Raw genomic sequence first — 16,615 nt, 5'->3', positions numbered from 1 at the left:
ATCTGTACGGGACTTACGCGTCCCTGAACTCCTGTCGCTGCCGCCCGAGCCCCTCGATCTCCAGCTCGACGACATCGCCGGCCCGGAGATAGGGCTTGGGCTCGGGCCGGCCGAGGGCGACGCCCGCAGGGGTACCGGTGTTGATGACGTCGCCGGGGTACAGGGTCATGAACTGGCTGACGTAGCGCACGACTTCGCCCACCGGGAAGATCTGCTCGGCGGTCGTCCCGTCCTGCTTCAGCTCCCCGTTGACCCACAACTTCAGTGCGAGGGACTGGGGTTGGCCCACCTCGTCGGCGGTGACGAGCCACGGCCCGAGGGGGTTGAACGTCTCGCAGTTCTTGCCCTTGTCCCAGGTGCCGCCCCGCTCGATCTGGAACTCCCGCTCGGACACGTCGTGCGAGATCGCGTACCCGGCGACGTGCGCGAGCCCGTCCGCCGCCGAGGTCAGATACCGCGCCGTCCGCCCGATGACGACGGCGAGTTCGACCTCCCAGTCCGTCTTCACCGACCCGCGCGGAACCAGCACCGGGTCATGAGGTCCGACGACGGTGTCCGCGGCCTTGAAGAAGATCACCGGCTCGGCGGGCGGCTCGGCGCCGGTCTCCCGGGCGTGGTCGTGGTAGTTCAGGCCGATGCAGACGATCTTGCCGATCCGCCCGAGCGGCGCCCCGATCCGCACCCCGGCCGCGTCCAGCACGGGCAGCGCACCGGCGTCGGCCGCGTCCCGCACCCGGTCGAGCGCGGCGGCGTCGGCGAGCAGCGTCCCGTCGATGTCGTTCACGATCCTGGACAGGTCGCGCAGCACCCCGCCGGCGTCGAGCAGCGCGGGCCGCTCCGCTCCGGCCGTACCGACTCGCAGCAGCTTCATGATGAGCCTCTCCTCACGCGCGGATGTCCGCCGACGGGTGCAGTCATCGGATGACTGGTCGATCCTCCAAGCTCGCGCACCCGACCGCAACACCCGTTCACGGAGTGGACCGGGACGGCGCCGGACGGCCCGCCCGCGCGTCGTGCGCACCGCGGGTCAGCGGTACAGCGCCGCCCGCTCCACCGCGCTCCACGTCGTGCTCGTGATCACGTACAGCGCGGCGGCCAACGGCACGAAGGCGACCGTGACCAGCGTGAAGAACGACATGAACGGCATCACCTTGGTGACCGCCCCGAGCCCCGGCACCTGCTCGCCCGAGACGTCCGCGACCGGGTTGTCGGCGGCCATCATCCGCTTGGTGCGCCGGTAGTTGAAGAAGGCGACGGCGGCGACGAGCGCGAACAGACCGGCATACACGAGCCCGGCGGGACCGACGAGCCCACCGCCGTTCAGCGCGTCGGCCCAGCGGTCGCCCAGGGGTGCGGCGAAGAGGCTGTGGGAGAGCAGGCCGTTGGCCCGGCCGCCGATCGTCGGGTTGGAGAAGAGGTGGTAGAGGAGGAAGAACGCGGGGAGTTGGCAGAGCCCGGGGAGCAGTCCTGACAGGGGCGAGACCCGTTCCGCCGTGTGGAGTTCCAGGACGGCCTTGTGCAGTCGTTCCGGGTTGCGCGCGTGCTTCTTGCGGAGTTCGGCGATCTTCGGCCGCAGTGCGGTGCGGGCGCGCTGGCCGCGTGCGGCGGCCCGGGACAGCGGGTGCACGAGCAGCCGGACGAACGCCGTGAACAGGACGATCGCGGCGGCCGCCGCCGTCGCGCCGAACAACGGCTGGATGAGGGCGGCGAGGTGTTCGACCAGGTCGGCGAAGGCCGCGAAGACAGAGGTGAAGACGGACATGAGCGGGTGAGCCCTCCGGGGGTCTCGTCGTGCCGGGAGTGGAGCTGGCGGCAGGACGACCCGCGCGGGGCCCGAAGCGGTGGGTGGGCCTACGCGAGGGTCGCCGGGAGGGCATGTCCCGGGGCTCGGGGACGGGTGCGTCCACGGGCGTCGGGGTCGCGTTGGGCGAGGAAGGCCGTGCGCCGGGCACGGTCGCGTATCGCGGTGCGGACGCGGGTGGGCGGCACGGCGGGCACGCCGCGCGCGGTGAGCAGGGCGCAGACGGCGAGGGCGGAACTCGCGGCGGTGGTCGCGGCGAGGGCGACGGTGGCGGAGAGGCTGCCGGTGTCGAGCAGGGCGAGCTGGAGGAACAGCAGGAACACGAGGAACAGCGCGACGGCACGCGCGTACGTGACGACTCTCCCGCGAACCATGACCCTCCCCCGTCTTCCCAAGTCCCCTGCGCCTGTGCGCCGTTGGCACGCCGACACCCTGATGCGGCCGTACCCGCACGCCACTCTCTCAGCCACAGCTGTCGGCGTCCACTCGGCCCTGTCTGTCGGTTATACCTGATCGGTCTCCAGGGGTTGCAGGAGCCTCCGGGACTTCAGGAGGGCGCGGCTGACGGGATCGGCCGGGTCCGGATCGAGTCCGGGGCCCGGTTCTATGACAACGTCCGAGACCGGGACCGGAGTTCCGCAGTGCCCGCATTCGCCGTAGGGCCCGAGTTCGGTGCCGCAGGCGGCGTGCCGGAAGGAGCGCAGCTGCGTCTCCGTGAAGTGCTCGCGCCCCCACAGGCCCAGCGCGCGCAGCGCCGGCCACAGGGCGATGCCGCGCTCGGTGAGTACGTACTCGTCCCTCGGCGGCGACTCCTGATAGCGCCGTTTCTCCAGGATTCCCTCGGCGGTGAGCGTCTGGAGGCGGGCGGCGAGGACGGCGCGGGGGATGCCGAGGTGGCTGAGGAAGTCGTTGTAGCGCCGTACGCCGTAGAGGGCGTCGCGTATGAGGAGGAGCGTCCATCGTTCGCCGACGATCTCCAGCGCGCGGGCGATGGAGCACTGCTGGTTCGCGTAGTCCTTGCCGAGTGCCATGCCGTCCACTGTAGCCATTTTCCCCGACCTTGGTTCAATGACCGAACCTAGGGGTGCTAGCGTGCTGGGCATGGCTAGGTTCAATGACCGAACTGCACCGAAAGCGGACAGCTCGGAGGTCGCGGGCACCGACCCCTCCCCCGCTGCGTCCCCGGCCCCGAACGCCCGCGCCACCCTCGCGCTGACCAGCGCCGCCACCGCCGTCACCCTCATGACGTACACCGCGCCGATGGTCACGCTCCCCGCCACCGCCGCCGACCTGCACACCGGCCTCTCGGCGCAGGCCTGGCTGCTGAACGGCACGCCGCTCGGCCTCGCCGCCGTTCTCCTGGTGGCCGGCAGCCTCGCCGACGACTACGGGCGCCGCCGGATCTTCCTCGCGGGCACCCTCACCCTGGGCCTCACCACGGCGCTCGGCGCGCTGGCCTCGTCGACGCTGCTGTTCACGCTGGCCCGGATCGCGCAGGGCGCGGCGAGCGCGGCGATCCTCGCGAGCAGCCTGGGCCTGCTGGTGCACGCCTTCCCGACGGCGCGCGGGCGCCTGCACGCGACCGGGGTGTGGGGCGCGTTCGTGAGCGGCGGCATCGCGCTCGGCCCGCTGGTCGCGGGCGCGCTGCCCACCTGGCGGCTGGCCTACGCCGTCCTCGGCGCCGCCGCCCTGGTGGTCGCGGTGCTCGGCCTGGGGCGGCTGTCGGAGTCGCGCTCGCCGCGGGGCGGCCGTCCGGACATCGTCGGCGCCCTGACGTTCGGCCTGGCCCTGGTCGCCCTGATCGCCGCGCTCACGCTGGGCCGCGACGGCTGGCTGCGGCCGCAGGTGGGGCTGCTGCTCCTGGCGGCGGTGGCGCTGCTGGCCGCGTTCACCTGGGTGGAACGGCGGACGGCGACCCCCATGATCGACCTCGGCCTGTTGCGCCACCGCGCTTTCCTCGCGTCGTCGACGGGCGGGCTGTTCACGGGGTTCGCGGTGATCGGCCTGTTCAGCTTCCTGCCGGCGCTGTTCCAGCGGGCGCTGGGGATGTCGATGCTGGACACGGCGCTGCTGTTCCTGCTCTGGTCCGGCGTCTCCTTCGCGGTCGCGCTCCAGGCCAAACGCCTGGCCGACCGCGTCTCCCCCGGCCTCCAACTCGCCGTCGGCTTCGCCTTCAACGCCCTCGGCGTCCTCACCATGCTCGGCGCGATCGACTCCGGCTCCTGGTACCGGCTGCTGCCCGGCCTGATCGTGGGCGGCATCGGCAGCGGCCTGCTCAACGCCGCGCTCCCGCTGCTCGCCGTCGACTCGGTCCCACCGGCCCGCGCCGCCATGGGCTCCGGCGCCCAGCAGACCTTCCGCTACATCGGCTCCTGCGCGGGAGTCGCCCTGACGATCGCCCTGGCCACGTCATCGCGCGGCGGGCTGGGGCAGGGGGCGAATGTGGCGATGGTGGTATCGGTCGTACTGTCCCTGGTCGCGGCGGGGGCGGTGGCGGGGCTGCGGGAGCGGGCGTAGGGGGGTAGGGGCGTAGGGGGTTCTCGGACCCGAGGCCTCGACTCACCCGTGTGCAGCCGTCGTTCGACCCTTCGTACAGCGGTTTGAGAAAGGGATGTCGCATCTCTCGACAATCCCACCCGTCACGCCCGATGCTTCCTCGTGGCATGAACGGGACAGGTCTCGGGCGCCAAGGTCACCGTGGGTCGGACCGGTCGTCGAGCCCGTCGAGCGAATCGGAGAAGCGGCATGATTCGACGCAGAACCCTGCTGACCGCGGCGGGCGGCACCCTCCTCGGCAGCGCCCTCGCGACCGGCACCGCCCGCGCGGACGCCACCGTCGCGGTCAACCCCGGTACCTCGTACGGCACTTGGGAGGGCTGGGGCACCTCCCTCGCCTGGTGGGCCAACGTGTTCGGTGCCCGCGACGACTTCGCCGACATCTTCTTCACCACCAAGTCGACGACGTACAACGGCAGTTCGCTGCCGGGGCTCGGGCTCAACATCGCCCGCTACAACCTCGGCGGGTGCAGCTGGAACGCGGTGAGCGGCGAGAGCATGGTGGCGTCCGCGAACATCCCGGCGTTCAAGCAGATCGAGGGCTACTGGCAGGACTGGAGCAACGAGGACCCGACGTCGTCGGCCTGGGACTGGACGGCGGACGCGACCCAGCGCGCGATGCTGGTGAAGGCGACGGCGCGCGGCGCGACGACCGAGCTGTTCGCCAACTCCCCAATGTGGTGGATGTGTTCCAACCACAACCCGTCCGGCGCCTCGGGCGGCGGCAACAACCTCCAGACCTGGAACTACCGCCAGCACGCCTCCCACCTCGCCTCGGTGGCCCTGTACGCCAAGAACAACTGGGGCGTGAACTTCGCGACCGTCGAGGCCTTCAACGAGCCCAGCTCCAGCTGGTGGACGGCGACCGGCACGCAGGAGGGCTGCCACATCGACGCGACGGCCCAGTCGGCCGTACTCCCCTATCTGCGCAGCGAGTTGAACAGCCGGGGCCTGACGGGCACGCGGATCGCCGCGTCCGACGAGACCAGTTACGACCTCGCCCGCACCACCTGGAACTCGTTCTCGGCGACGACCAAGGGGTACGTCGACCGGGTCAACGTCCATGGCTATCAAGGCGCTTCGGGCCGCCGCGACCTCCTCTACACGGACGTGGTGACCACGGCGGGCAAGGCCCTGTGGAACTCGGAGTCCGGCGACAACGACGGCACCGGCTACACCATGGCCTTCAACCTGCTCTACGACTTCCAGTGGCTCCACCCCACCGCCTGGGTCTACTGGCAGGTCATGGACCCGTCCTCGGCCTGGGCGATGATCGCGTACGACGCGGACACGCTGGCGGCGGGCGCGGTGCAGCGCAAGTACTACACGATGGCCCAGTTCAGCCGGCACATCCGGCCGGGCATGAAGATCCTCGGCACGGGCGTGAGTTACGCCGTCGCGGCCTACGACGCGTCGGCGAAGCGGCTGGTGATCGTCGCCCTGAACACCTCGGACTCCGCCCAGACCCTGACGTTCGACCTGTCGTCCTTCAGCACGGCGACGGGCGGCACCGGCGGTCTGGTCCCGCGCTGGAACACGGTGACCACCGGGGGCGACGCCTACAAGGCGTACACGGACACGACCGTGAGCGGCAAGAAGGTGGCGGTCCCGTTCGCACCGAAGGCGATCCAGACCCTTCAGATAGACGGGGTGACGCTCTAGTCCCGGAGGGGCAGGGGGACTACGGGTCCAGCCAGTCCCGGAGGGGCAGGGGGACTACGGGTCCAGCCAGTCCCGGTGAGGTAGGGGGCCACGGCGCAGGGGACACCCCCCGTGCCCCCTACCGCGGCCTGCGCATATCTCTACTTCGTCACCTGTCGGCAGTACGGTGTCATGCATGCGCCCCGACACGCCTGCCGAGAACGTCGACCACCACGCCGAAGCGGCTCGCCTGGAGCGGACCGCCGGCCTCTACCCCGCGGACGCCGAGGCCCTGCTGCTCCAAGCCGCGGCCCATCTGGAACTGGCCGCCGACCGCCCCGCCGCGAGCACCCTCTACGACCGCCTGCTCGCCGGCCAGGGAGACCTGGAGAACCCGCACCTGGTCCGCGCCCTCAAGGCCGCGAACCTCTGGGAGTACGGCCACGAGGCCGAGGCCCGCGCGATCATCGACGGCGTCCGCGCCGCGGCGCCCCGGGACCCGGCGCCGTGGGTGATCGTGGCGGAGGCGCTGGAGACGCACGACGAGTTGGAGGCGGCGCAGGAGACGTTCACGGAGGGCGCCCGCCTGCTGCTCACCGAGGGCCAGGAACCCCCGTACGCCACCCGCCCCCTCCTCTTCGGCCGCCACCGGGTGCGCCGGATGCTGGGCGCGGCGCACGACGCGTGGGACTCGATGGCGGACACCCTGCACTCCTCGTCGGTCTCCCTGGACGAACTCCACGACCCGAAGCGCGTCTGGTCCCTGGGGTCGAACAACCCGGCGGAGTTGGAGGCCGAGATCTCCCGCCTCCGTTCGGAACTCGGCACCTACCGGGAGGCGCTGTCCCGCCCGTTCCCGGTGGCGGTCCTGCACTGGCCGGCCGCCGAACTCTCCGAACTCCTCGACGCCTACCCGACCCTCGCCGCGGAGTACCCCTCCCACGAGGCCCACCTCGCGACCATAGAGGCCTCCCTCCGCGAACTCGCCGCCTCCGGCACCCCCAACCTCGGCATCGTCACCGCCACGGTCCCCTCCTACGAGGCCTTCGCCGCCTCGGAGGGCACCACCCCGTCCGACATCACCCTCCTCCCCCAGTACGCAACGACCCTGGCAGCCCGAGGCCGCGCAACGGAATGGCCGCCAGAGCGGGGCGCCGGATGCTGGTGCGGGTCGGGGCGGGCTTATGGGGAGTGTCATGGACTAGATCTGCAATAACCAGAGATCATCTAAAATCGGCAATAGAGAAACTTCATACGTTACCCAGCGCGCTCGCGAAAGTGGGCCATTTGTCATGGACTGCACCCACCCATGACGTCATAAAAATTAGGGTTGGATCTAGGCGGATCACGAAATCTGCTGCACCCCGTCGCCTGCAACAGAAAAACAACTCATAGAACAGGAACGGTCGTGTTCCCACTGAATGACGTGTCAGCCGCGGTCAAAATTGGCACTCAGGCAGCCCCCCGGGATGATCATGAACTGACTGCCGTCCGTGATGAAATCCATCATCTCGATCCACATGGCAGTCGGTTCGCGGCAGTATTGCGCGACACTATCGACCAGCTGCTTAATGGTGAAGTCACAGGACGATACGACTGGAAGAAACTCTTCAAGACCGAGAAGACTCACGCCGGAACTCTGGTAGAGATCAACTTGCAGCGAGAGTTCAAATTCCGTGACGGCGTTGACATGGACTACCAGATTGCCAACGTCGATGTCGACTGCAAGTACTCTCAGCAATTCGGCGGATGGATGATTCCACCCGAGGCTATTGGACATCTCTGCTTGCTTGTATGGGCAGACGACTCCAAGAGTCTCTGGAGTGCGGGAGTGATTCGCATACAGCGGGAGTGGCTCAATTCCGGAAATAACCGAGATCTGAAACTTACGATCAAAGCTGAGCATCGCAACAAGATTTCCTGGCTTTGGCACAATGCAGAGCTGCCCGAAAATGTCTTGCTTCACATGAAATCCACAGACCGGGATCAGGTCTTCTCTCATAACTCCGGCCAGGCCCGACTGAATGAGCTATTTAGGCTAGTTCAGCACAGACGCATTGGACGGAATGTTGTACGCACCGTTGCCCAGCAAAAGGACTATATGAAGCGGGTACGAGGTAACGGTGGAGCTCGGTCCGCACTCCGACGAGAAGGAATTCTCATCATGGGAGACTATGCCAGCCATCAGGAGATCGCGAAACAGCTCCATGTTCCCGTACCAGGTGAAGGGGAATTTGTCAGCGTACGCGTAGCGAAAGCAGACCCGGACGACAGTACTCAGCCGGGGGTCAACCTCGATGGATATTTTTGGAAGCCTGCTGGACCTGATGATCCTGTCGAAGAAGGGCCTCTCTTGCCTAAGCACACAACATCACGTTAACGCTGTATTAATAAATATCCGTCCCTCTCCGTGAAGGAGTTTTTTGGTGCAGGAATCCGAAAAAGAACTGCCACTGATTAGGCAGTACAGAGACTGGTTGCAAGGAAGCCAGCCCGAAGACAGTCCAGACAGACCGGAATTCTTCACAAGCGGAGTTATTGTTCTCGACACGAACGTCCTGCTCAGTTTGTACGAGTACACCCCTTCGGCCCGCAGTCAAGTCCTCAACGCCCTTAGCGGCGTACGAAAGCGCCTCTGGTTGCCTCACCAGGTCGCTCTTGAGTTTGTCCGGGGTCGCCATCGAGTGATCGCTCAGAGGGCGAAGTCCCTCAAGGACGCGCCTAACATTCTCAACCGCCGCCTGGGAGAGGCCAACAAAGCGATCATAGGCGCCAGGGAATTTGTCCAAGAACTTCTGATCAAATACGCACGCGACACAACGGCCAGCGAGAGTCTCGCAGCAAAGATCTCAAGCCAGGCTGTTGACACTCTCTTGAGTGACTGGAAAAAGGAACTAATATCCCTAGTCCAAGATCTCAAGGACCACGATCTGGCACCCGCTTCGATGGATTCGAATGATCCCGTACTTCCGCAGGTCGCGGAGTTGTTCGGAGCCAACATTGCGGAACCGCCCAGCCCAGCGGAGATCCAGCGACGCGTCAACGAAGCTTCTTCATACAGATTTCCCAATAAAATCCCTCCTGGATACTCTGATGCAGGAAAAGGGACTTCGCTATCTGCCGCAGGAGACTTTCTTCTATGGGAAGAGGTAGTCCACTTTATTTCTGCCTCACCAGAACGGAATCGGGTCCTCTTCGTTTCTCTCGACACCAAAGAAGACTGGTACGAGCCCGAGGAACTCGGGCGAGGGCGCCGTCCATGGCCTTCTCTGGCAAGCGAGATGAGGATACGAGCAGGCGCGGAGCTGCGCATCGAGACTCCTGGCCAGTTTTACCGAGGTGTGAATCGATTCCTGGACGCAGAGATCGCGGACGAGACATACGAGGAGATCGACCGGGCTTCTGAGACTGCCAAGGAGCCAATCATTACCGAACAGGAGGCATCCCGCACAGAGCCGCCTGATGACTTGACCCTATCCGCATACAGCGCAGTGGGCTTGACTACTTCACTGCTCCCGAGCGACCCTCCGCATCTTCAAAACATCCTGAACTGGTGGCTAATCGGGGTAACGGCGCAGCTGGGACGCCGCCCAGTTCTCGAAAACGAGCCGCGGGTATCGCTAACTGCGGCCGTCCGTTCAACCGTGTCACTCAACTCTGAATGGCTTCCAGGGAGCTGCCTTCGTCTCGGCGAGTGGCCCTACGCAAGTTCATCTTGGATTGCCCCCTGGTTCGCCCAGGTAGTAAATAGCATGCCTACGAACGACAGGAGAGTTATCCAGCGACTCGCCGCACAGCAACTGGACGTAACGACTTCCGAATAACATCGCCTCGATATCCAGTCAAAGCATGAGACGGAGAAACAGAATGTCCACCACCCAAGAGTCAGCCGAGAATAACTGGAAAAACATCAAATCCGATGCTGAGCACGCCTTGCATACCTTGCTTTCTCAAATTGACAAGCATACGAATCCACAAGAACTCTTTGAGGCATACACTTATGCTAAGCGGGTAACAGCCGACGCGTTGAGATCACGCATGCTCATGCACCTGCCGGCCGAAGGTCTAAAGTTTCGGGAACTCTACACGCGAGTGCAAGGGGAGCTGGATAGTCGATACGGTCAGCATTTTCCTGACGGATTCCTTAAAGCCCCTTATGGCGATCAGCTCCACGAGCATCTCTTCTCTCTACTCCAAGAGAATCTGTCACAGCCGATAGAAGCAGCAAAACTGCGGATTGTTACCGCAGACAGCGTCCATACAGAGCGACGCACCCGAGAGCTGCGGGAGCTCGGAATGGACGTGGACTGGTACAAGAAAGATGGGCTTGACTTCTATGTACTTCGATCATTCGATTTGACCTTCGATTCACTTCCCTCGCTGGTGAGAACCATTGTAAGGAAGAAGGTGAAATCCAAGGAAGAGCAAAATCGGCTTCTGAAAGAAGCAGGCATCCCAGAAAAGTGATGGATGAGACTGGCTGGGAGCCACCACAAGGTTCATGGGCCTCGTCAGCGGCTAGGCGTCGGAATATGCAGGCTATCCGCAGCAGGGATACCAGGCCGGAGCGCCTGGTCCGCAGCCTGCTCCACGCTAGGGGCTTGCGTTATCGAGTTGCAGCAAAGCCTTTGCCTGGCCTTCGCAGGACGGCCGACATTGTCTTCCGTCCCGCGAAAGTGGCTGTTTTCATTGACGGCTGCTACTGGCACGGATGCCCCGAGCACTACGTGCCACCGAAGACTAACTCCGGCTACTGGTCAGACAAGGTGGCCCGGAACATGGCCCGTGACCGGGATACCGACCAGCGCCTCAAGGAGGCAGGTTGGACGGTGCTCCGGTTCTGGGAGCACGAACCGTCCGAGGATTGCGCTGTGCGCATCGCTATCGAGGTTGAAAAGCGTCGCAGCACAGTCCAGGGAAAAAAATCGGGTGGCTGATTAACCTTTCTTCTGCTTGCGCTCACTCGCCGCCTTCAGCACATCGATGATCGACTCACCGACGGCCTTAGCTACGGGTGGGGGAAATGCATTTCCTACCTGGCGATACTGGGCCGTCTTCCCTCCCGAGAATTCCCATTCCTCTGGGAAGCCCTGAATGATTGCTGCCTGTCGCACAGTCAGCATCGGCCCATCCTGGCCAAGCAGGTCGCGCTTTTGGCTCTCCTTCTTCGCACAGGTGTCGATGTCATTGGCAACGCCCATACCCGACACCCCGAGTTGCTTCCAGGCTGCCTTGGCCCGGCTGGGGCCTAGGTCTGCGCCGCCGTGCTTCTTTGACCCGCCTACCAGTGTGGGGGCGATACCTCCACCTTTACCCTTCAGTTCGGCATCGCGTTCCTGTGCCTTACGCAGCCACCGAGCAAAGGCTTTCTGAGCCTGATCCGAGTACGTGCCCTCGAAGTACTTCTCGTAGCGCTCACGCATGGATTCTTCGAGGGCGTCTGCTACGCTCACCGGCTCCTCATGGGTAGCTGTAGGCCACTCGTATTTGAGGTCCTTGATGACGTCGTTCCGGAAGGCGACGAGGATGGCTCGCGGCCGGAGTTGAGGCACTCCGAAGTCGCTGGCTTCCAGAACATCCCACTTGCAGACGGTGTAGTTCAGCCCTTTCCCTTCCACGGTCACGAGGTGCCCATCGTCACCCCGGTAGCTACCGCCCTGGAGCGTTGCCTCGATGTAGTCACGGTAATCTGAGAACTTCGGGTCCTTGATTCCACGGACGTTCTCGATCATCACTGCCCGCGGGTTCAGAATCCCCACCAGGTCCAGCATGCGTGGGAAGAGGTCTCGCTCGTCAGCTTTACCTAGCTGCTTGCCCGCATGAGAGAACGGTGGGCACGGCACACCGCCGGCCAAGAGGTCCAGCTCTCGCCCCTTAAGCAATTCAGCACCCTTGGTCAAGTGCTCGTAAGGATCAAAGTCCTTGACGTCGGCCGAAAGGACATCGCAGTGTGTCCTCTCCCATGCCCAGGCGTCATGTTCTTTGATGTTCTGCTTGAGCGTATCCACGGCATACTGATCGATCTCAACCAAGGCCAGGTGGCCGAAGCCTGCCTGGTGCAGCCCGATGGCCTGTCCGCCGGCTCCGGCGCAGATCTCGATCGATGTGAACTCCGGCTCGTCGGGTTCCTTCACGAGGCCCTCGGGTTCGTTCGTGCGGGTCATGTCCCCTCCTTGCGGCCGTACAACGGCAGACACATCTTGCTATCCACCATCACTGAGGGTGACAGACCCCACTGACAACGAGACGTCGTCCAGTGTGCAGCACGCTTCGTGGTTCGCTGAACACACCCTCCGTCACAACGAACCCTCATACGATATTCCCTATGCGGATACCCCCATGGACTGAGGACGAGCTCGTGCTCGCTGGCGCCCTCGTCGTGAAGAACGGCTGGCGTGAGCTGCGGACCGGCGATCGGGAGGTTTGGGAGCTCTCGGAACTGCTGCAATCGCTGCCGCTCCACAGCCCTGAAGAGCGCGCGCTGCCGGGCTTCCGGTCTCTGAACAGCGTCAGCCGCAAGACTTCGGACTTCACGACTAACCACAAGCTGTATTCCGGAAAGGGCACCAACTGCGGCAAACCGACACTGCTCATGATCGAAGCCTTCACTGCCCGTGAAGCTGAAATGCTTCAGGCTGCCGCAGCCCTTGAGGAGGGCATTGCCTCCGGCGAGCTGTACCGCATCCCCGAACAGCCGGATGAGGCCGACAACACAGGCGCTGTGGCCATCGAGGGACGTCTCCTCACCCGTTGGGCTCTTGTGCGCGAACGCGATCCAAAACTCCGGGCGTTGAAGATCAAGCAAGCACGGCAGAACGGGCAGCCGCTGCGCTGCGAAGTCTGTGACTTCGATTTTGCCCGCGTCTACGGAGACCTGGGCGAGGGATACATCGAGGTGCACCACATCACGCCCCTCCACACCTCCGGAACACGGAAGACCGAGCTCGGTGACCTCGTCTGCGTGTGCGCGAACTGCCACCGCATGTGCCACCGGAGCCGCCCTGGAGAATCCTGGCGTACGCCTGCCGCTCTGCGGGAGCAGATGCGTAAGGCCGCTCAGCAGACACCGCATCAAGCCGCCTCTGCCTCATAGTGTGTCTGTGCCCGGTCCAGGATGTCGTCCGGGTTGTGGCCTCGTACGGTGGCCAAGTGGAGTAGGTCGGCGATCAGCTCCACTGCGGACTCTTCGAGGGCTGCCGTGGGGCCTGCGCTCCGGTAGTTCTCCAGCGCCTCGGCCGCGCGCTCAAGGCGTCGGCAGAAGTTCCCGGCGCCGAGCGGGAGTTCGCACCAGACCGCCTTGCCGGCCGCGGTCATGACCGTCCCCCAGTCCACCGCGAGCCCCGTGACCAGGTGCAGGCCCCGGCCGCACTCCTCATCACATCCGGCCGGCTTGAGGACCGGGACGGTGTGGCTCTTGTCGTGGACCTCTACCCGCAGCCGCGGTCCTCGCCATTCGAGGATCAAGGTCGCTGGCGTGCCCTCGCCGACGTGCTTGAGAACGTTCGTCGCCAGTTCGACGATCAGCAGTTCGGCTTCGTCGGTGGCGACGGGCACACCCCAGTCGCCCAGTTGCCTGACGGCGGCTTTCCGGAGAAGGCTCACTTCCGCCGGCGCCGCCTCGAACGGCAGGACGCAGCGGAGTACCGGTTCGGTTACATGGCCAGGCATGACCACTCCTCCCTCCCAGGCCACGCGTGCTGCGCCTGCCGTATCCAAACGGCTGCACCGCGTAGCTGTCTAAGAAGCGAGCATGGCACAGAGAAGTCTCACAGTGTAACTTCTCACCAGAATCTATCGGGTGAATCCCGTGGTGAGGGCGCCCGACGCTGCCTAGCCTGATGGGCACCTACGGGCTGGTCGCCCGGTCATGGCGAAGGAGCTACATGTCGGAACGCACCACCACTCGCCGCCGCCAACTGGGCTCGATGATGCGCAAGTTGCGGGCCAGGAAGGGGCTGACGCTGGAGGAGGCCGGGTACCTCGTAGGCGTGTCCAAGGCGACCGTCAGCAGATACGAAACCCAAGCGGGGCCGGTCAAGTGGATCGTCATCGACGCGCTGTGCCGTGAGTACGGGACGACGGACGCCGAGCGCAGGGCCGCCGTCGGGCTGGCCAAGGACGCCAAGCAGCAAGGCTGGTGGAACTCGTTCGCCGACATCGTCCCCGAGAGCATGAACCTGCTGCTCACCCTGGAAGACGAAGCCGTCGGCGAGAACCACTTCTCCTGCGTCTACGTTCCGGGGCTGCTCCAGACCCGCGCCTACAGCACCGCCTTGCAGAAGGCCAACGAAGTGCCCCTGGCGGACGACGAGATCGAGCGGCTCGTCGATATCCGCATGCGGCGCCAGGAGATCCTCACCCGCCGGAAGCCGCTCCGGCTGTGGGCCATCCTGGACGAGTCCGTGATCCGTCGCGTCGTCGGATCACCGCGGACGATGAGGGAGCAGCTTGACCGGCTGCTCGAAGCGAACGAATCCCCTCACGTGACGCTTCAGATCCTGCCCTTCTCGAAGGGTGCCCACGCCGCCGCGCTCGGCAGTTTCGTCCTCATCGGCGGCACCGAGCCGACCCTCGACGTGGTGTACGTCGACTTTCACACCGGCTCCCTCTTCCTGGAGAAGGACGAGGAACTCGACCGGTACAGGCTTGCGTTCGAGTACCTCCGCGCACAAGCGTTGGACACGGAGACCTCCTCCGCCATGATCCAAAGTGCTCGCAAGGAGCTGTGAATGTCCCTCACCCCCCGTCCCGTCACCGAGCCCGCATGGTTCAAGTCGTCGTACAGCGGCGGTAACACGACCGAGTGCGTGGAGGCCGCTTTCGTCATACCCGGCGTGCTCGTGCGGGACTCCAAGACCGGGAACGGACCAGCAGTGCCGATCCCGAACACCGCCTGGACCACCTTCGTACAGGCCCTGAAGCAAAGCTGGTTGGGGCAGTCGGCAGCGAAAGGACAACGACCGCGATGACCCACTCCTCCCCCTGGCAGCAGCGGCTCGCCACCGGTACCGAGGATATTCAGGACGAGGTGATCGGCTGGTACCAGCGGACTCCGCGAGGGAAGGCGTACGTTCCCGACATGATCTGGGGGACGTTGCAGACCGAGGCGTACGCGACGGTGATCCTGCGGCGGGTCGTCGACTTCCTGGAGGTCCCGGACGATGTGCCTGCCGGGGTCGCCAAGCGGATGGAGCGGCAGCAGGTGCTCTACGACGGGGAGCACCACTACGACGTCGTCCTCGGCGAACAGGGCCTGTACACGAACGTCGGCGGTCCGGAGGTCATGGTCGGCCAGATGGAACGACTCCTCCGCGAGATCGACCTCCCCTCGCTCACCCTCGGCATCCTCCCCGCCACCGCGGACGTGGGCATCGTCCCGATGTCCGGCTTCAACATGTACGGCGGCGACCGGGTCAACTACGAACTGGTCTCCAGCTCCGTGGAGATCACCGACCCCGCCGAACTAGCCCTCCACCACAAGGCGTTCGACGCCCTCAGCCGAGCCGCTTCCTACGGCGACGACGCCAAGCACCTGCTCGGCAAGGCGCTGTCCTTCTGGAGCGCCCCCGGAAGCCCCCTTGACGACATTCGCCGCCGGGCAGATTGACAGTCACCGACTCAAGTCCACCGTCTCCCGACCCGCGCGCGTTAGCCTCGGGGCATATCCGTCACGGTGGTAGGAGGCAGGCATGGCCAAGGTTCCCAGCGCGGTGGTCGCCGCGGGCGGGCTTGTCGGTGGGTACGGCGTGGCCCGGTGGACGAAGAAGCGAGAGCTGGGCGGGGTCGTGCTCGCCGTCGCCGGGGGCGTTGCCGCCCAGCAGTGGAAGCAGCGGGCCGGCGGGAAGGCGGCGGGGGCGTTGACCGCCGCCTACCTCGGCGCCTTCGGCGCGTCTCATCCCCTAGCCAAAAAGGTCGGCGCCTGGCCCGCAGTCTTCAGCGTCGCAGGCGCAGTAGCCCTAGCCTCCTGGGCCATCGCAGACCGCCACACCTGACGAGGCCCCCCTACCCCGCTCCGCCTCACCCCACCCGGTGCCACCCGGTGCTACCCCCGATGGCCCCGATGCCCCAACACATTCACCACCCTCCCATTCGGGTCCCGCACGAAGAAGCGCCGTACCCCCCACTCCTCGTCCCGTAGTACCCGTACGACCTCCGCACCGGCCGCCCGCATCTCCGCGTACGCCGCGTCCACGTCGTCCACCTCCACGCTCAGGTCGGGCACCACGGGCGCCGTCCGTTCCTCGGTGAGAAAGCTGATCTGGGCCGTGGGATGGGTAGGGGAGGCCAGCGTCATCACCCACCCCTGGTCCATCACCTCCTCCAGGCCAAGCCGAGCGTAGAAGTCCCGGCCGGCCACCATCGCCTCCCGCGACCCGACGTAAATGTCCGGGACAACTCTGCGAACGATCACGGAAACCCCTCTCTCTGTTCCGACTGCTCCGGCGCGCACGCCCCCGTTCACTCTTCCTCCACCCCTGGCCCTCACGCCGTTGACGCACCGCCATCGCCACCACGACGGTCGCCCCCCCGTTATGTTTTTCGCGGTCCTGCAAGAGGGCCGCTGGCCTCCGGGCCCGGTATGACTGTGTCCCCCTGTCGAAGGCATGACCTGGGGGG

General features: G+C 65.3%; 19 protein-coding genes. 12 read left to right on the top strand and 7 right to left on the bottom strand.

Features of this window, described 5'->3' with window-relative positions; genetic code table 11:
- Nucleotides 1-13: 13 nt before the first annotated feature.
- From ACIQOU_RS33605 to ACIQOU_RS33590, 4 genes are all read right to left on the bottom strand, one after another.
- Entirely contained in the window at nucleotides 14-871 is an 858-nt protein-coding gene (locus tag ACIQOU_RS33605) for a fumarylacetoacetate hydrolase family protein (protein WP_401543344.1), read from the bottom strand.
- A gap of 156 nt (nucleotides 872-1,027) precedes the next feature.
- The gene (locus ACIQOU_RS33600; protein ID WP_401543341.1) at nucleotides 1,028-1,762 is read right to left on the bottom strand and encodes a YidC/Oxa1 family membrane protein insertase; all 735 of its coding nucleotides are present in this window, start codon (nucleotides 1,760-1,762) and stop codon (nucleotides 1,028-1,030) included.
- 89 nt (nucleotides 1,763-1,851) lie between these two features.
- On the bottom strand, nucleotides 1,852-2,175 hold the full coding sequence (locus tag ACIQOU_RS33595) for a DUF6412 domain-containing protein (protein WP_401543339.1): 324 nt from the start codon (nucleotides 2,173-2,175) through the stop codon (nucleotides 1,852-1,854).
- Nucleotides 2,176-2,304: 129 nt separating this feature from the next.
- The gene (locus tag ACIQOU_RS33590; protein WP_401543336.1) at nucleotides 2,305-2,850 is read right to left on the bottom strand and encodes a winged helix-turn-helix transcriptional regulator; all 546 of its coding nucleotides are present in this window, start codon (nucleotides 2,848-2,850) and stop codon (nucleotides 2,305-2,307) included.
- 52 nt (nucleotides 2,851-2,902) lie between these two features.
- On the opposite strand from ACIQOU_RS33590, the gene ACIQOU_RS33585 reads away from it, so the two are divergent.
- The 7 genes from ACIQOU_RS33585 (at nucleotide 2,903) to ACIQOU_RS33555 (ending at nucleotide 10,935) form a co-directional block, all read left to right on the top strand.
- Nucleotides 2,903-4,318 carry an MFS transporter gene (locus ACIQOU_RS33585; protein WP_401543334.1) on the top strand — a complete coding sequence of 472 codons (1,416 nt, stop codon included), beginning with the start codon at nucleotides 2,903-2,905 and terminating at the stop codon, nucleotides 4,316-4,318.
- A 228-nt stretch (nucleotides 4,319-4,546) separates the two neighbouring features.
- Entirely contained in the window at nucleotides 4,547-6,019 is a 1,473-nt protein-coding gene (locus ACIQOU_RS33580) for a beta-1,6-galactanase (RefSeq protein ID WP_401543332.1), read from the top strand.
- A gap of 175 nt (nucleotides 6,020-6,194) precedes the next feature.
- A complete protein-coding gene (locus ACIQOU_RS33575; protein ID WP_401543329.1) occupies nucleotides 6,195-7,214 on the top strand; it encodes an SEC-C domain-containing protein in 1,020 nt (339 codons plus the stop codon).
- Between the two features lie 192 nt (nucleotides 7,215-7,406).
- Nucleotides 7,407-8,378, top strand: coding sequence for a NaeI family type II restriction endonuclease (locus ACIQOU_RS33570; protein WP_401543327.1), 972 nt, complete (start codon nucleotides 7,407-7,409; stop codon nucleotides 8,376-8,378).
- Nucleotides 8,379-8,424: 46 nt separating this feature from the next.
- Nucleotides 8,425-9,822: a PIN-like domain-containing protein gene (locus tag ACIQOU_RS33565; RefSeq protein ID WP_401543324.1), complete on the top strand. Its 1,398-nt coding sequence runs from the start codon at nucleotides 8,425-8,427 to the stop codon at nucleotides 9,820-9,822.
- A 43-nt stretch (nucleotides 9,823-9,865) separates the two neighbouring features.
- Nucleotides 9,866-10,465 (top strand): hypothetical protein, encoded by a 600-nt coding sequence (locus ACIQOU_RS33560; RefSeq protein ID WP_401543321.1) that lies wholly within the window; start codon nucleotides 9,866-9,868, stop codon nucleotides 10,463-10,465.
- Nucleotides 10,465-10,935 carry a very short patch repair endonuclease gene (locus ACIQOU_RS33555; protein WP_401543600.1) on the top strand — a complete coding sequence of 157 codons (471 nt, stop codon included), beginning with the start codon at nucleotides 10,465-10,467 and terminating at the stop codon, nucleotides 10,933-10,935. Before ACIQOU_RS33560 ends, ACIQOU_RS33555 begins: the two co-directional genes overlap by 1 nt.
- Here ACIQOU_RS33555 and ACIQOU_RS33550 read toward each other — a convergent pair whose 3' ends face one another.
- Nucleotides 10,936-12,162 carry a DNA cytosine methyltransferase gene (locus ACIQOU_RS33550; RefSeq protein WP_401543318.1) on the bottom strand — a complete coding sequence of 409 codons (1,227 nt, stop codon included), beginning with the start codon at nucleotides 12,160-12,162 and terminating at the stop codon, nucleotides 10,936-10,938.
- A 161-nt stretch (nucleotides 12,163-12,323) separates the two neighbouring features.
- Here ACIQOU_RS33550 and ACIQOU_RS33545 point away from each other — a divergent pair, with 161 nt between their 5' ends.
- A complete protein-coding gene (locus ACIQOU_RS33545; protein WP_401543315.1) occupies nucleotides 12,324-13,091 on the top strand; it encodes an HNH endonuclease in 768 nt (255 codons plus the stop codon).
- Here the strand turns inward: ACIQOU_RS33545 and ACIQOU_RS33540 are convergent.
- A complete protein-coding gene (locus tag ACIQOU_RS33540) occupies nucleotides 13,070-13,666 on the bottom strand; it encodes an ATP-binding protein (protein WP_401543313.1) in 597 nt (198 codons plus the stop codon). The two genes, ACIQOU_RS33545 and ACIQOU_RS33540, sit on opposite strands and share 22 nt — an antisense overlap.
- A gap of 215 nt (nucleotides 13,667-13,881) precedes the next feature.
- Here ACIQOU_RS33540 and ACIQOU_RS33535 point away from each other — a divergent pair, with 215 nt between their 5' ends.
- The 4 genes from ACIQOU_RS33535 to ACIQOU_RS33520 all read left to right on the top strand — a co-directional run bounded on the left by ACIQOU_RS33535 (nucleotide 13,882) and on the right by ACIQOU_RS33520 (nucleotide 15,990).
- Nucleotides 13,882-14,727: a helix-turn-helix domain-containing protein gene (locus ACIQOU_RS33535; RefSeq protein WP_401543311.1), complete on the top strand. Its 846-nt coding sequence runs from the start codon at nucleotides 13,882-13,884 to the stop codon at nucleotides 14,725-14,727.
- Nucleotides 14,728-14,967, top strand: a complete 240-nt coding sequence (locus ACIQOU_RS33530; RefSeq protein ID WP_401543309.1) for a DUF397 domain-containing protein — start codon at nucleotides 14,728-14,730, stop codon at nucleotides 14,965-14,967.
- Nucleotides 14,964-15,605 carry a DUF5753 domain-containing protein gene (locus tag ACIQOU_RS33525; protein WP_401543306.1) on the top strand — a complete coding sequence of 214 codons (642 nt, stop codon included), beginning with the start codon at nucleotides 14,964-14,966 and terminating at the stop codon, nucleotides 15,603-15,605. The genes ACIQOU_RS33530 and ACIQOU_RS33525 overlap by 4 nt, the downstream gene beginning before the upstream one ends.
- Before the next feature lie 82 nt (nucleotides 15,606-15,687).
- Complete coding sequence (locus ACIQOU_RS33520; RefSeq protein ID WP_401543304.1) at nucleotides 15,688-15,990, top strand: hypothetical protein; 303 nt, start codon at nucleotides 15,688-15,690, stop codon at nucleotides 15,988-15,990.
- A gap of 50 nt (nucleotides 15,991-16,040) precedes the next feature.
- On the opposite strand, the gene ACIQOU_RS33515 is transcribed toward ACIQOU_RS33520, so the two are convergent.
- Complete coding sequence (locus ACIQOU_RS33515; RefSeq protein WP_401543302.1) at nucleotides 16,041-16,409, bottom strand: VOC family protein; 369 nt, start codon at nucleotides 16,407-16,409, stop codon at nucleotides 16,041-16,043.
- Nucleotides 16,410-16,615: the final 206 nt, after the last annotated feature.

The sequence above is a fragment of the Streptomyces sp. NPDC091279 genome, assembly GCF_044757465.1.
Taxonomy (GTDB): Bacteria; Actinomycetota; Actinomycetes; order Streptomycetales; family Streptomycetaceae; genus Streptomyces.
The sequence above is the reverse complement of the archived record's forward strand: the minus strand, read 5'-3'. Positions and strand labels throughout refer to the sequence as shown.